Source organism: Cryobacterium sp. SO2 (genome assembly GCF_026151165.2).
Taxonomy (GTDB): domain Bacteria; phylum Actinomycetota; class Actinomycetes; order Actinomycetales; family Microbacteriaceae; genus Cryobacterium.
In genome coordinates, this window is sequence record NZ_CP117849.1 from 776,946 (window position 1) to 790,035 (window position 13,090).

Below are 13,090 nucleotides of genomic sequence, written 5' to 3' on the forward strand. Positions count from 1 at the left end.
CCCTGCCCGCCCCAGAGCCCACCGGCCCTGCCCGTCCCGCCGGTGAGCACAACTTGCGGCGATTCGGCCATCACGGAGCCGGAATCCCCGGTACCCGGACAAACTGGGCAGAATTGCAGGAGTTATGCATCCCGCGATGGGGTGTGGGAAGCGGCGTGAGATGGAATTTCCGATCAGCAGCGGCATCGGGGCACGGTTCGAGTACCTCGACGAGGCCGGCTCCACCAACGATGTGCTCGTGACGCGAGCGACCGGGCCGGATGCGGCGGCCTGGCCGGACCTGTCGGTGATCGTGACCGACAACCAGACCAGCGGGCGCGGACGGCTCGGTCGCAGTTGGCTGGCCCCCAGCGGCAAATCCCTGGCCATCACGGTGTTGTTGCGGCCGAGGCTGGCCTCCGGCCCGTTGCCGGCGAACCGGTTCGGCTGGTTCCCGTTGCTCGCCGGCGCTGCCATGACCCGTGCGGTGCGCGCGGTGGTCGAGGCGGCGGACACGGCCGCGGCGGCGGGGCCGGTGGACGAGGACGCCCCCCGGCACGAGGTCACGCTCAAGTGGCCCAACGACGTGCTCATCGACGGCTACAAGGTGTCCGGCATCCTCTCCGAGCTGCTGCCGGACGCGAGCGGGCTGTGCATCGGCTCCGGACTCAACCTGGCGCTCGACGAACACGATCTGCCCACCCTCACCTCCACCTCGCTGCTGCTGGTCACCGGCAGCGTGCCGAACCCGGATGCCGTTCTGGCCGGCTACCTCACCGAATTGCGGGATCTCACCGCAGCGTTCCTCGTCGCAGACGGCGACCCGGTCGCCAGTGGACTGCACGCCATGGTGAGCTCGCTCTGCGGCACCCTGGGCAGCGCGGTGCGGGTCGAGCTGCCCGGCGGACACGACCTGGTCGGCACCGCCGTCGGCCTCGACCCCGACGGCCGGCTCATCGTGGAGGACCAGTCGAGCGGCGAACTGCAGGCGGTCGCCGCCGGGGATGTGACCCACCTGAGGTATTAATGGGTTATGACCAACCCAGCGAGCACGAGCCCAACGGCCCCGGCGTCTCCCGAGGTGGTCGTCGCGCGCCTGCGCCCGCACGCCAGGGCCCTGTTCTGGCCCACCCTGTTCCTGATCGCGGTCTGCGGGGTCACCGGCTACTACTCCGGCAGCCTGGCGGAGCCGTGGCAGAACACACTCCTGCTCGCGGGTGCGGCGGCCGTGACCGCGCTGCTGTGGCTTCTGCCGCTGGTGTCCTGGCTCACCAGGAGATACACGATCACCACACGGCGCATCATCCTTGTGCACGGCATCTTCGTGCACACCCGCCAGGAGGTGCTGCACAGCCGCGGCTACGACGTGAGCGTGCGCAGAACCTGGCTGCAGTCGCTGATGCGCTCCGGCACCGTGCGCATCACCTCCGGCGGCGGTACCGTGCTCCAGCTGCAGGATGTGCCGGGTGCCGCTCTCGTGCAGCAGGCCCTCCAGGACCTCACCGAACAGGCCAGGGCCGCCCAGGCCAGGTCGGCGCAGGGGTTCCGGCCGGACCCGTCAGCGCTCGGTGACGAGACCGCGTTCTGGACGGGCCGGTAGCCGTATCGATCCGGTCGCGGTCCTGGCGGCGGCCACTGGACGCCTGGCCGGGGAGAACACCCAGTACCGGTAGAGCACAAAACGGAACACCGCGCCGAGCAGCAGGCCGATGACGTTCGACGAGATGTTGTCGGCGAGCACGCTGGTGTGGCCGAGCACGTAGTGGCTCACCCACAGGCAGGCCAGGCCGATGCCCATGCCGGCCAGGCTGACGGCGAAGAACTCCAGTCCTTCCCGGACGGTCTGCGACTGGCGGTCCTTCGAGAAGGTCCAGTACCGGTTGCCCACCCAGTTGGCCAGAATGGCCAGGATCGTCGAGACGACCTTCGCCCAAATCGGCCCGGAGTCCAGGTTGTCGGGGGAGAACACCGTGGCCCGAAGCAGGTTGAAGACCGTGATGTCCACAGCGAACCCGACGAGTCCGACCATGCCGAACTTGGCGAGCTGCGCGGCGAACGCGAAGACCCGGTGTCTACTGACGGTTATTCTCGACATGCATCCGTCCGGCCGATAAGTGAAAATAGAAGTTGGAGCGGGACAACACGCTTCTTTCGCAGTCTACGACGCGGCATATTTCCCATCCTGAGAGTTCGTAGCCCTCGGGATGAACGCTCGCACAGAAATTGGTGAACAGATGAGCACGATCGTTGGTGTGATCGGTGGTGGTCAATTGGCCCGCATGATGATCCCCGCCGCGGTGAACCTCGGCCTCGACCTGCGCGTCCTGGCCGAAGCCGACGGGATGTCGGCGAGCCTGGCCGCCGTGTCGGTCGGCGACTACCGGGACCTGGCGACTGTGCTCGCCTTCGCCGAGACCGTCGACGTGGTCACGTTCGACCACGAACACGTTCCGCAGGCGATCCTCCGGGAGCTCGTCGACCGCGGCATCGCCGTGCACCCCGGGCCGGACGCGCTGCTCTACGCGCAGGACAAGCTCCTCATGCGTGAGCGCCTCACCGAACTCGGACTGCCCGTCCCCGACTGGGCGCGCGTGCACGACTCCGAGGAACTCGCCGCCTTCCTCGCCGACCACGGCGGCCGCGCCGTCGTGAAGACCGCCCGCGGCGGCTACGACGGCAAGGGCGTCCGCGTGGTGCAGCACGCCCACGAAGCCGACGACTGGTTCCTCGCCCTGGCCGAAGACGCCAACGACGGAGCCCTCCTGGTCGAGGAGCTCGTGGACTTCCGCCGCGAACTCGCCCAGGTGATCGCCCGTCGCCCGTCCGGCGAAATCGCGCTCTGGCCCGTCGTGGAGACCGTGCAGCAGGGCGGTGTCTGCGCCGAGGTGGTCGCGCCGGCCCCGAAGTCGGCCGGCCGCCTCAGCGATGTCGCCGCCGACATCGCCGAGCGCGTCGCGGTGGGCATCGGCGTCACCGGTGTGCTCGCCGTCGAACTGTTCGAGACCACTGACGGCAGGCTCCTGGTCAACGAGTTGGCGATGCGCCCGCACAACAGCGGCCACTGGTCGATCGACGGGTCGACCACGAGTCAGTTCGAGCAGCACCTGCGCGCGGTCCTGGACCTGCCGTTCGGCGGCACGGGCCTGACCGAACCCTGGTCGGTGATGGTGAACATCCTCGGCGGCCCGCTCGAGGGCACGATGGCCGACCGGTATCCGGCCGCGTTCGCCGAGCAGCCGACGGTGAAGGTGCACAACTACGGCAAGGACCCGCGGCCGGGTCGGAAGATCGGGCATGTGACGGCCACGGGGTCCGATCTGGACTCGGTCACCTACCAGGCGCGTGCCACTGCGGCGTTTTTCCAGGACTGAAGCCTAAGATCGTCTCCGTGCCTGACAAACCCGTGACCCCAGAGCCCGTACCCGCCGCAGCCACCCTCGTCGGCGTCGTGATGGGGTCGGACTCCGACTGGAACGTCATGAGCGACGCCGCCGCCCTGCTGAGCGAGTTCGGCGTCGGCCACGAGGTACAGGTGGTCTCGGCGCACCGCACGCCGGAGAAGATGATCCGTTACGGCCAGGATGCGCACGCTCGCGGCCTCAAGGTGATCATCGCCGGCGCCGGCGGTGCCGCGCACCTGCCCGGCATGCTCGCTGCGGTGACAACCCTTCCCGTCGTCGGCGTGCCCGTGCCGCTCGGCCGGCTGGACGGCCTTGACTCGCTGCTCTCGATCGTGCAGATGCCCGCGGGGGTTCCCGTCGCGACCGTGTCGATCGGCGGCGCCCGCAACGCAGCGCTCATCGCCGTCAAGATCCTGGCGACAGCGGATGACTCGCTGCGCCTGAAGCTGGAAGGCTACGCCGCCGGCCTGGCCGAGCAGGTGGAGCAGAAGAACGCGGCCCTGCAAGCGAAGCTATGAGCAGTGCCAGCAGCCCGATCCGGTACCCGAATTCCGGTTCCAGCCAGGTCATGACCCGGCGGGCCTGGTGGCTCGTCGTCCTCAACATCGTGCTTCCAGGCTCCGCGCAGGTGCTCGCCGGCAACCGTGGCCTCGGCCGGTTCGGCCTGCGTGCCACGCTGAGTTTCCTCGCCCTCGTCGTGCTGGCCGGGGTGCTCTACGCGATCAACCCTGAGATCATGCTCACGATCGCCACCAACTCGATCGGGCTGTGGGTCCTCGCCGCCGTGATGGTGTTCTACGCGGTGGTCTGGGCGATCCTGACCTTCGACACCATGCGGTTGGTGCGTCTGGTGAAGGCCAGGCCCAAGGCCCGCCCGTTCATCGCCGGGCTCGCGACGGTGGCTATGGTCGCCGTTGTCGGTACCGCCGGATACGGCGCCTATGTGGCCACGACGGCCAGCGGCTTCCTCTCCTCCGTCTTCGTCGCCGGCCCGAGCGAACCGCCCGTCGACGGTCGCTACAACATCCTCTTGCTCGGCGGCGACGCCGGCGCCGACCGCCTGGGGCTGCGCCCCGACAGTACCTCGGTGGTCAGCATCGACGCCGAAACCGGCAAGGCCGACATCATCGGCCTGCCCAGGGACCTCGAGTACGTCCCTTTCCCCGAGGACTCCCCGATGCACGCCTCCTACCCGAACGGGTACGGCTACAACGGCACCTGCGACGTCGATGTCTGCCAGTTGAACTCGATCTACACCGAGGTCGAACTGAAGAGCCCGGAGATGTACCCGAACGCCGTGGCCGAGGGCAGCGAACCCGGCATCGAGGCGATGCGGGACGCCGCCAGCGGCGTCACCGGGCTGACCATCCAGTACTACGTCCTGATCGACATGCAGGGCTTCTCCCAGCTGATCGACGCCCTCGGCGGCGTCGACATCAACGTGACCGAACGGCTGCCGATCGGCGGCCAGCTCGACGACCTCAGCGATGTCGAGGGCTGGGTGGAGGTCGGGCAGCAGCACATGGACGGCTTCACGGCGCTCTGGTACGGCCGGGCCAGGCACGGGTCAAGCGACTACGACCGGATGGCCCGCCAGCGCATCCTGCAGGAGGCGATCCTGCAACAGTTCAACCCGGCGAACGTGCTCACCAAGTTCCAGGGTGTGGCGCAGGCCGGCGAACAGGTCGTCAAGACCGATGTGCCGCAGGGCATGCTCGGGTACTTCACGAACCTCGCCACCAAAACCAAGGAACTGCCCGTCGGCGCGGTCGAACTGGTGCCGGAGAACGGCGTCGACCCCACCGACCCCGACTACGACTACATCGCCGGGCTGATCGACGCGGCGCTCAACCCCGTCACGGAGACGCCGGCCCCCTGACCCGGTCCGCCAGCGCGGAACAGGGCTTCCCGCTCAGCTCGCGAAAGCGGTTGTGTGGCTGCCTCACGGCGGTGAAGCGACCACACGGCCGCTCTCGCGGAAGGGGGCAGCCCGAGGCAGCCGCGAACCGCCCGGAACAGGCCGGCTCAGAGGTCGGCGTGCAGCTGCCAGACCCGCTCGGCGGTGTCCCGCCAGGTGAAGGCCTTCGCCCGGTCGCTGCCGAATATCCGCAGCCGGTCGGCCAGCTCGGTGTCGCCCAGCACCCTGTCGATGGCCGCGCCGAGGCGCTCAGGGTACCCGGCCGGGTCGTCCCGTTCCACGGTGAAGCCCGCATCTCCGCCAGCCTCGACGAGGGCGGGCGCGTCGGAGTGGATGACCGGGGTGCCGAAGGTGAAGGCCTGGATGATCGGCAGGCCGAAGCCCTCTTCCAAGCTCGGGTAGACGAACACGGCGGCCCGGGAGATCACCAGGGCGAGTTCCTGGTCGGTCAGACCGTTCAGCGACCGCACCCGGTCCGGCGCCAGGCCGGCCTCGTCGGCCACGGACGCCAGGGTGAGTTCACCCCAGGAATCGGGCCCGAGCACCAACAGCGGCAGGTCGGAGGCGCCCGGCCGGCCCAGCGCGGTGATGACCGCCGTGACGGCCCGACGCGGTTCGAGGGTGCCCGCCGTGAGGATGTACTCCTCCGGCAGGCCCAGGCTGGCCGCCAGGGCTTCCGCCGCGGCCGAGTTCGTCGGGAGGCGGAGGCCCGTGCTCACGGCCCCGCCGATGACACGCACCCTGTCGCCGAAGTCCAGGATCTCCCCGAGCTGGCCGGCCAGCGCGTGGCTGGGCACAACGATGGCGTCAGCGTGCTTGCGGGCGCGTTTGAGCATGAGTTTGGTCCAGGCCACGGTGGTCGGGGTGAGCGACTCCGGATGCGTCCAGGCGAGCACGTCGTGCACCGTCACGGCCACCTGGGACTCGTCCCTGGCCCGGTCGTGGCGGCGGAGCGGCGCGAACAGGCCGGGGGCGTGCACCAGCCCGTGGCCGGCGGAGGTGGCCACGCCCAGCTGCCAGGCCGCTGAGAGCTCCCGGCGGGGCAGTGCCATCTTGTGCAGGCCGGCGAGGCCGGGCAGCGCCGTGGTGATCTGCTCGTAGTTCTCCGCCGAGGTGGCCGAGACGATGCCCTCGACGACGCAGTCGGTCGGCGCCGTGCTGATCAGCGACCGGGTGAGTTCTTCGGTGTACCGGCCGAGCCCGCCCGGAACGGGCGAAACCAGCTGGTCGACAATGACCCGGAGGGTGATCATGACGGGGTGAACGCGCCGTGGTCTGCGGCGTCGGCCAGGGCCTCGGTCCACGGGCGCATGGGGGAGAGGCCGGCTGCGGCCCAGGCGTCGTGCCCGAGCACCGAGTACGCCGGGCGGGGTGCTGGTCGTACGAACGAGCGCCCGTCGGTGGGCAGCACCCGCTCGGGATCCAGTCCGGCGCTGGCGAACACGGCCTTGGCGAAGCCGAACCAGTTCGTCTGCCCGGCGTTGGTGCCGTGGTAGATCCCGGCCGGCGCGTCGGCGTCGAGCATGGCCACGATCTGGCGGGCCAGGTCGACAGTCCAGGTGGGCTGGCCGAACTGGTCAGCGACAACGGAGACGGTGTCTCTGCCCGCGGCGAGGGTGAGCATGGTGCGACCGAAGTTGGGTCCGTGGGCGCCGTAGAGCCACGCGGTGCGCACGATGTAGCTGCCGGCGGGGTTCTCGGTGAGCACGAACTGCTCGCCGGCGGCCTTGGTGCGGCCGTAGGCGTTGAGCGGATCGATCTCGGTGTCTTCGGCGTACGGGCTGTTGCCGGTGCCGTCGAAGACGTAGTCGGTGGAGATCTGCACGAGCTTGGCCCCGGCGGCGGCCGCGGCCAGCGCGAGGTTGCGGGGGCCGATGGCGTTCACCGCGTACGCGGCGGCCTCGTTCTCCTCTGCGGCGTCGACGGCGGTGTACGCGGCGGCGTTGATGATCACGTCGTGGCCGGCAACGGCCTTCTGAACGGCGGCGAGGTCGGTGATGTCCAGCTCGCTGCGGTCGACGGCGGTGACGTCGCGCCCGACGAGGGCGTCCTGCAGGTCGCGGCCGAGCATCCCGGCCGCGCCGGCGATCAGATAACGGGTCATGCTCAGCTCAACGCCGCACGGGCCTTGAGGGGCTCCCACCAGCTGCGGTTGTCGCGGTACCACTGCACCACGTCGGCGAGGCCCTTCTCGAAGGGGACCTCGGGCGAGTAACCGAGTTCGGCCTGGATCTTGGAGATGTCCACGGAGTAGCGCAGGTCGTGGCCGAGACGGTCGGCAACGCGGTCGACATAGGACCAGTCCTTGCCGGTGGCGTCCAGCAGCAGCTGGGTGAGCTCGACGTTGGTCAGCTCGGTGCCGCCGCCGATGTTGTAGATCTCGCCCGCACGGCCCTTGACCAGCACCATGGCGATGGCGCGGGTGTGGTCGTCCACGTGCAGCCAGTCGCGGATGTTGTTGCCCTCGCCATAGAGAGGAACGTGCAGGTCGTCGATGAGGTTGGTCACGAACAGCGGGATGACCTTCTCGGGGAAGTGGTACGGGCCGTAGTTGTTCGAGCAGCGCGTGATCGACACGTTCAGGCCGTGGGTGCGGTGGTAGCTGCGGGCGAGCAGGTCGCTGCCGGCCTTCGACGCGGAGTAGGGGGAGTTGGGCTCCAGGGCCCGCTCCTCGTTCCAGGAGCCCTCGGCGATGGAGCCGTAGACCTCGTCGGTGGAGACGTGCACGAAGCGGGGCAGGTCGTTGCGGAGCGCCGCGTCCAGGAGCTGCTGGGTGCCGAGCACGTTGGTCTCGACGAAGATCGACGCGTCGCGCACCGACCGGTCGACGTGGGACTCTGCGGCGAAGTGCACAACCGCGTCCAGGCCGGGGAAGAGGGTGTCGAGGAGTGCACCGTCGCGGATGTCCCCCTGCACGAACGAGTAGCGCGGAGAATCGGCGACGGGCGCCAGGTTCTCCAGGTTGCCGGAGTAGGTGAGTGCGTCGAGCACGACGACCTCTGCGCCTTCCAGGCCGGGGTATGCGTCCTGCAGGGTGCGTCGAACAAAGTTCGAGCCGATGAACCCGGCGCCGCCGGTGACGAGGATCTTCATATAAAGGTAACCATTCCGTTTGCGTAAAGGTGCCTACGCGATTGTACTGGACGCGCATTGCTAGGCTGGCAAACGTGCAGATTCGCGAACTCTCCGTGCCCGATTCCTACGAGGTGACCCCGAAGCAGTTCGGTGACGACCGGGGCGTGTTCCTCGAGTGGTACCGCTTCGACAAGCTGAGCGAGGCCATCGGACACCCGCTCGACCTGCGTCAGGCCAACACCAGCGTGTCCAGCCGCGGGGTGGTGCGCGGCATCCACTTCGCCGACATCCCGCCGGGCCAGGCCAAGTACGTCACCGCAACGCACGGCGCGATCATCGACTTCATCGTCGACATCCGGGTCGGCTCGCCGACCTTCGGCCAGTGGGACTCCGTGCTCCTCGACGACGTCGACCGCAAGGCCGTGTACCTCGCCGAAGGACTCGGCCACGCTTTCGTCGCGCTGACCGACAAGGCCACCGTGAGCTACCTGGTCTCCTCCACGTACACTGTCGGCGCCGAGCACGGCATCAACCCGCTCGACCCCGAGGTCGGACTGGTGTTCCCGTCCGCGGCCGGTGAGCTGCTGCTCTCGCCCAAGGACACCGACGCGCCGAGCCTCGCCGAGGCCGCCGCGAGCGGGCTGCTCCCCACCTGGGACGCCGCCCGCGCCTACTACGAGTCGCTGAACGAACGGAAGTAGACCATGCGCGGAATCATTCTCGCCGGAGGCTCTGGCACCCGCCTGTGGCCGATCACCAAGGGCATCTCCAAGCAGCTGATGCCGATCTACGACAAGCCGATGATCTACTACCCCCTGTCGACGCTGATGATGGCCGGCATCCGTGAGGTGCTCATCATCACCACCCCCGAGTACAACGACCAGTTCAAGGCACTGCTCGGAGACGGCAGCGACCTCGGCCTCCGCCTCGAATACGCCGTGCAGCCGTCCCCGGACGGCCTCGCACAGGCGTTCACCATCGGCGAGGAGTTCATCGGCGACGACAGTGTCGCCCTGGTGCTCGGCGACAACATCTTCCACGGCGCCGGCCTCGGCACGGCGCTCCGCAACAACGCCGACATCGACGGCGCCCTGATCTTCGCGTACCACGTGTCGAACCCCACCTCGTATGGCGTCGTGGAGTTCGACGACGACTTCACGGCGGTGTCGATCGAAGAGAAGCCGGTCATCCCCAAGAGCAACTACGCGGTGCCCGGCCTGTACTTCTACGACAACTCTGTGGTCGAGATCGCCAAGTCGATCGAGCCGAGCGCCCGTGGCGAGCTGGAGATCAGCACCGTGAACGAGCGCTACCTCAACCAGGGCAACCTGCACGTGCAGGTGCTGGATCGCGGCACCGCGTGGCTGGACACCGGCACCTTCGAATCGATGATGCAGGCCTCCGAGTATGTGCGCGTGATCGAGGACCGTCAGGGCCACAAGATCGGCTGCATCGAGGAGATCGCCTGGCGCGCCGGCTGGATCGACGACGCTCAGCTGGCCACCCTGGCCGCCCCGCTCGCCAAGAGCGGCTACGGCGTCTACCTCAACGGGCTGCTCAAGACCGACTAACAGCCCGCCGATCTGCCGCAGAAGGCCCCGTGGATGCGTTCCACGGGGCCTTTCGCGTCATACGGGAGGCAGTGCGCCGCGTCGAGTTGCTGCAAAGTGCCCCTTCAGCGCCCGTGACAGGGCGTTTTGCGGCAACTCGCGGGCGGGTGAGAGTGCTTAGCCGCCGGACTGGATGTGGGTGAGCACGTCGTCCATGGTCGCCTTGATCCCGGCGGGCAGGCTGGTGAGCTGGCGCCGATCGAGGTCGGGCCACACCGTCGACGTGATCCGCAGGTCCAGGCCCTGCATCGACGCCTCGGCCGAGTAGCCGAGCATCACGTTCGGCTGGCTCTTGGCGAGGGTGCGGATGTGCCCGAGCAGGTTGCTGATCGTCACGGCCTGGCCGGAGGCGAGGTTCTTGACCACCTCGGTGCGCCCCTCCGCCGCCGTGACCGTGAGCAGGCGGGCGACGCAGTCCAGCACCAGTTCGGCGCAGTCGCGCACGAAGATGTAGTCCCGCATGGTTTCCAGCGGCACGAAGATCGAGGCCGGCTTGGGCGAGAACTGGGCCTTGGCGAGGTGCGAGATCAGGCCCTGCATCTTGCCGAGTTTCTGGCCCGGCCCGTACAGGTTGGCGATCCGCCCGGCCAGGACCGACACCCCGGACGACCGGGAGAAGGCGACCAGGCTCGCCTCGGCGTCGAGCTTGAACCGGCCGTAGCCGGAGATCGGCACCGGGGTGCTCTGCTCGTCGAACGGCGGATGCACCGAACCGCCGTACACGCCGCCGGCGGAGGAGGCGTAGAAGACCGCGCCGGACCCGGCGGTGCCGAGCGACCCGGCGGCGTGGCCGACGGCGTCGAGAACGAGCCTGAGCTGGTGCAGTTCCCGTTCGATGGCGGCCGGCGGGGTGGAGGTGACGGCGTTGCCGGCCAGCCAGAGCACGGCCCAGTTCGCGGAGTCCGTCGCTGCGGCCCTGAGCAGTCGGTCAGCGGTCGCCGACACAGCCTCGACCAAGGCCGTGTCGTCGGACCAGGGCAACGGGTCGGCGGGCAGCAGCACCCAGCCGGTTCGGCGGGCGATCGCCGCCGACGTGGCGCTGCCCAGTAGGCCGCGGGCGCCGATCACCCAGGCATAGGTGGTCACTTCGCGGCTTTGCGCGTCCGCCCGAGAGGCCCGTCCGCGGGGTCTGTCGTGATGAGGTACGGCGGCTTGCCCATCGCCATGTTCACGTTGATGCCGATGTACTCGGCGATGACACCGAGGGAGAACAGGATGAACCCGGCACTGAGCAGCACCAGCACGCTGAGCGAGGCCCAGCCCTGGATGGCGATGTCGCCGGAGAGCCGCTGGATGAAGATCACCACGGCGAAGACCACGCCGACGAGGGCGAAGACCACGCCGAGCCCGCTGACCAGCCGCAGTCCACGCGTGCCCGTGGTGAGGATCATGCGCCAGAAGTGCGAGAACAACCTGCGGGCCGAATAGCCGCTGGAGCGTTCGCCCTCTTCGCGCAGCTCGACGGGTGAGGTGGTGACGCGCGCGGCGACCCAGCCGATGGCCACGTCGAGGTACACGCCGCTTCCGGCGTATGCGGCGACGCTGCGACCGATGTTGCCGAGCATCAGCCGGTAGCTCTGATAGTCGGCGGCGGCGCCGGAGCCGGACAGTTTGGTGAGCAGGTACTTGGCCGTCTTCGACGCGGTGTTTCGCAGGGCGCCGTGCGGGGCCGGGTTGGTGGGCTTGGCGTAGACGACGCTGGCCTGTTCGCGCATGGCGGTGTCGAGCATCCCGCCGATCGCGGCGGGGTCGTGCTGGCCGTCCTCGTCGAGGGTGACGATCCAGTCGCCGCCGGAGGACGCCATACCCGCCAGGGTGGCGGCGTGCTGGCCGAAGTTCTTGCTCAACCAGATGCCGCGGGCGAACGGGTACCGCTCGATGATGTCGCGGATGACCGAGGCCGAGTTGTCGGGGCCGTGGTCGAAGACCAACAGCACTTCTTCGACCTGGAAGGTGTAGCCGTCCGGGGTGATGCTCAGCCGGGTCAGCGGTTCGATCTCGCCGAGCACGCCCGCGAGGGTACGTTCACCCTGGTAAACGGGGATGACGATCGAGATGCTGTGGTCGGCGACGCCGGGTTCTGCAGAGGGGAGTGTCACGGGTTCAGAACCTACCACACGGGCAGTTTCGTCGGCCGGGTCAGGCGTTTGCTGCATCCGCCTTCACCGCCTTCGACATCCGTCGCCCGAGCCAGATATAGGCCAGGCGGCGCGCCTGCGCCATCACCCTGGCGCGGGTGTTGCCGATGAGGCGGTCGGTGCCGGAGACGACATCGGGGCGGGTCGCGGCCATCCAGTTGTGGAAGCCCATCGCCTGGGCGGCCTGCTCGGCGACGAGTCGCACGCTCCACTGGCTGTCGGAGATCCGGAAACCGGCCAGGCTGCCGGGCACGCCGACAAATTTGCCTTCAAGCAGAACCAGCGAATAAGAGGTCTCGTCGATCAGGTACGGCCAGCGGGAGTCCCACCAGCCGACCTTCTCCAGCACGCTGCGGCGCATCAGCACGCAGCCGGGCTCACCGAAGATGTTGGTGCCCTGCGTGACCGTCTTGCGCACCGCCACAGTGCCGTCGTGCACACCGACCAGACCGGCCAGGCCGCGGTTCTTGATGACGGGAACACCGTTGGCATCGACGATGTCACGCGGGGAGGCGGCGAGCACGGCGCCGGGCTCGGCGACGAGTGCGGCCACCTGCTGGGCCACGATGGTGGGGTAGAGCAGGTCGTCGCCGCAGACGAGCTTGATCAGGTCGCCGGTGGCCGCCTGGCTCACCCGGTTCCAGTTGCGGAGCGCGCCGCCACCGCCCTCGGTGTGCAGCAGGGTGACACGGGGGTCGCTGCTGTAGCGCTGCATCACCGCCCAGGTGTCATCGGTGGACGCGTGGTCGGACACGATGATCTCGAGGTTGGTGTAGGTCTGGCCGAGCACTGACTTCATCGTGTCGTCGAGGTAATCCGCGTTGTTGTACGCGGGAATGACGATCGAGACGAGAGGTTCGTCCTGGCTCGAGGGGGTCTGGGGCGAATTGATACTCATATGTAGGTGGTTGCTCGTTTCGTTGGGGAAACTACCCCACCACGATACCGGCTGACCCCCTCGTGCGGTTG

General features: G+C 68.5%; 14 protein-coding genes. 7 read left to right on the plus strand and 7 right to left on the minus strand.

Annotated elements, in window-relative coordinates; genetic code table 11:
• Positions 1-160 precede the first annotated feature (160 nt).
• Positions 161-1,006: a biotin--[acetyl-CoA-carboxylase] ligase gene (locus BJQ94_RS03515; RefSeq protein ID WP_265399347.1), complete on the plus strand. Its 846-nt coding sequence runs from the start codon at positions 161-163 to the stop codon at positions 1,004-1,006.
• Between the two features lie 6 nt (positions 1,007-1,012).
• Positions 1,013-1,579, plus strand: coding sequence for a PH domain-containing protein (locus BJQ94_RS03520; protein WP_265399346.1), 567 nt, complete (start codon positions 1,013-1,015; stop codon positions 1,577-1,579).
• Here BJQ94_RS03520 and BJQ94_RS03525 read toward each other — a convergent pair.
• Complete coding sequence (locus BJQ94_RS03525) at positions 1,538-2,074, minus strand: GtrA family protein (protein WP_265399345.1); 537 nt, start codon at positions 2,072-2,074, stop codon at positions 1,538-1,540. The genes BJQ94_RS03520 and BJQ94_RS03525 overlap by 42 nt on opposite strands.
• A 109-nt stretch (positions 2,075-2,183) precedes the next feature.
• Here BJQ94_RS03525 and BJQ94_RS03530 point away from each other — a divergent pair, with 109 nt between their 5' ends.
• From BJQ94_RS03530 to BJQ94_RS03540, 3 genes are all read left to right on the plus strand, one after another.
• Positions 2,184-3,350, plus strand: coding sequence for a 5-(carboxyamino)imidazole ribonucleotide synthase (locus BJQ94_RS03530; RefSeq protein ID WP_265399344.1), 1,167 nt, complete (start codon positions 2,184-2,186; stop codon positions 3,348-3,350).
• 80 nt (positions 3,351-3,430) lie between these two features.
• Complete coding sequence (gene purE / locus BJQ94_RS03535; protein ID WP_265399419.1) at positions 3,431-3,898, plus strand: 5-(carboxyamino)imidazole ribonucleotide mutase; 468 nt, start codon at positions 3,431-3,433, stop codon at positions 3,896-3,898.
• Positions 3,895-5,259 (plus strand): LCP family protein, encoded by a 1,365-nt coding sequence (locus BJQ94_RS03540; RefSeq protein ID WP_265399343.1) that lies wholly within the window; start codon positions 3,895-3,897, stop codon positions 5,257-5,259. Before purE ends, BJQ94_RS03540 begins: the two co-directional genes overlap by 4 nt.
• Positions 5,260-5,405: 146 nt before the next feature.
• On the opposite strand, the gene BJQ94_RS03545 is transcribed toward BJQ94_RS03540, so the two are convergent.
• From BJQ94_RS03545 to rfbB, 3 genes are read right to left on the minus strand one after another with little or no spacing between them, the layout of a single operon-like run.
• The gene (locus BJQ94_RS03545; protein ID WP_265399342.1) at positions 5,406-6,551 is read right to left on the minus strand and encodes a glycosyltransferase family 1 protein; all 1,146 of its coding nucleotides are present in this window, start codon (positions 6,549-6,551) and stop codon (positions 5,406-5,408) included.
• Positions 6,548-7,402 carry a dTDP-4-dehydrorhamnose reductase gene (rfbD, locus tag BJQ94_RS03550; protein ID WP_265399341.1) on the minus strand — a complete coding sequence of 285 codons (855 nt, stop codon included), beginning with the start codon at positions 7,400-7,402 and terminating at the stop codon, positions 6,548-6,550. Before rfbD ends, BJQ94_RS03545 begins: the two co-directional genes overlap by 4 nt.
• 2 nt (positions 7,403-7,404) lie before the next feature.
• A complete protein-coding gene (rfbB, locus tag BJQ94_RS03555) occupies positions 7,405-8,391 on the minus strand; it encodes a dTDP-glucose 4,6-dehydratase (protein WP_265399340.1) in 987 nt (328 codons plus the stop codon).
• A gap of 74 nt (positions 8,392-8,465) precedes the next feature.
• On the opposite strand from rfbB, the gene rfbC reads away from it, so the two are divergent.
• Positions 8,466-9,074, plus strand: coding sequence for a dTDP-4-dehydrorhamnose 3,5-epimerase (gene rfbC, locus BJQ94_RS03560; RefSeq protein WP_265399339.1), 609 nt, complete (start codon positions 8,466-8,468; stop codon positions 9,072-9,074).
• A gap of 3 nt (positions 9,075-9,077) precedes the next feature.
• Positions 9,078-9,944, plus strand: a complete 867-nt coding sequence (gene rfbA, locus BJQ94_RS03565; RefSeq protein ID WP_265399338.1) for a glucose-1-phosphate thymidylyltransferase RfbA — start codon at positions 9,078-9,080, stop codon at positions 9,942-9,944.
• 156 nt (positions 9,945-10,100) lie between these two features.
• On the opposite strand, the gene BJQ94_RS03570 is transcribed toward rfbA, so the two are convergent.
• The 3 genes from BJQ94_RS03570 to BJQ94_RS03580 are packed head-to-tail and all read right to left on the minus strand — an operon-like array spanning position 10,101 to position 13,019.
• Positions 10,101-11,069: an NAD-dependent epimerase/dehydratase family protein gene (locus tag BJQ94_RS03570; protein ID WP_265399337.1), complete on the minus strand. Its 969-nt coding sequence runs from the start codon at positions 11,067-11,069 to the stop codon at positions 10,101-10,103.
• Entirely contained in the window at positions 11,066-12,082 is a 1,017-nt protein-coding gene (locus BJQ94_RS03575) for a glycosyltransferase (protein ID WP_265399336.1), read from the minus strand. The genes BJQ94_RS03570 and BJQ94_RS03575 overlap by 4 nt, the downstream gene beginning before the upstream one ends.
• Positions 12,083-12,122: 40 nt before the next feature.
• Complete coding sequence (locus BJQ94_RS03580; protein ID WP_265399335.1) at positions 12,123-13,019, minus strand: glycosyltransferase family A protein; 897 nt, start codon at positions 13,017-13,019, stop codon at positions 12,123-12,125.
• Between the last annotated feature and the right edge of the window lie 71 nt (positions 13,020-13,090).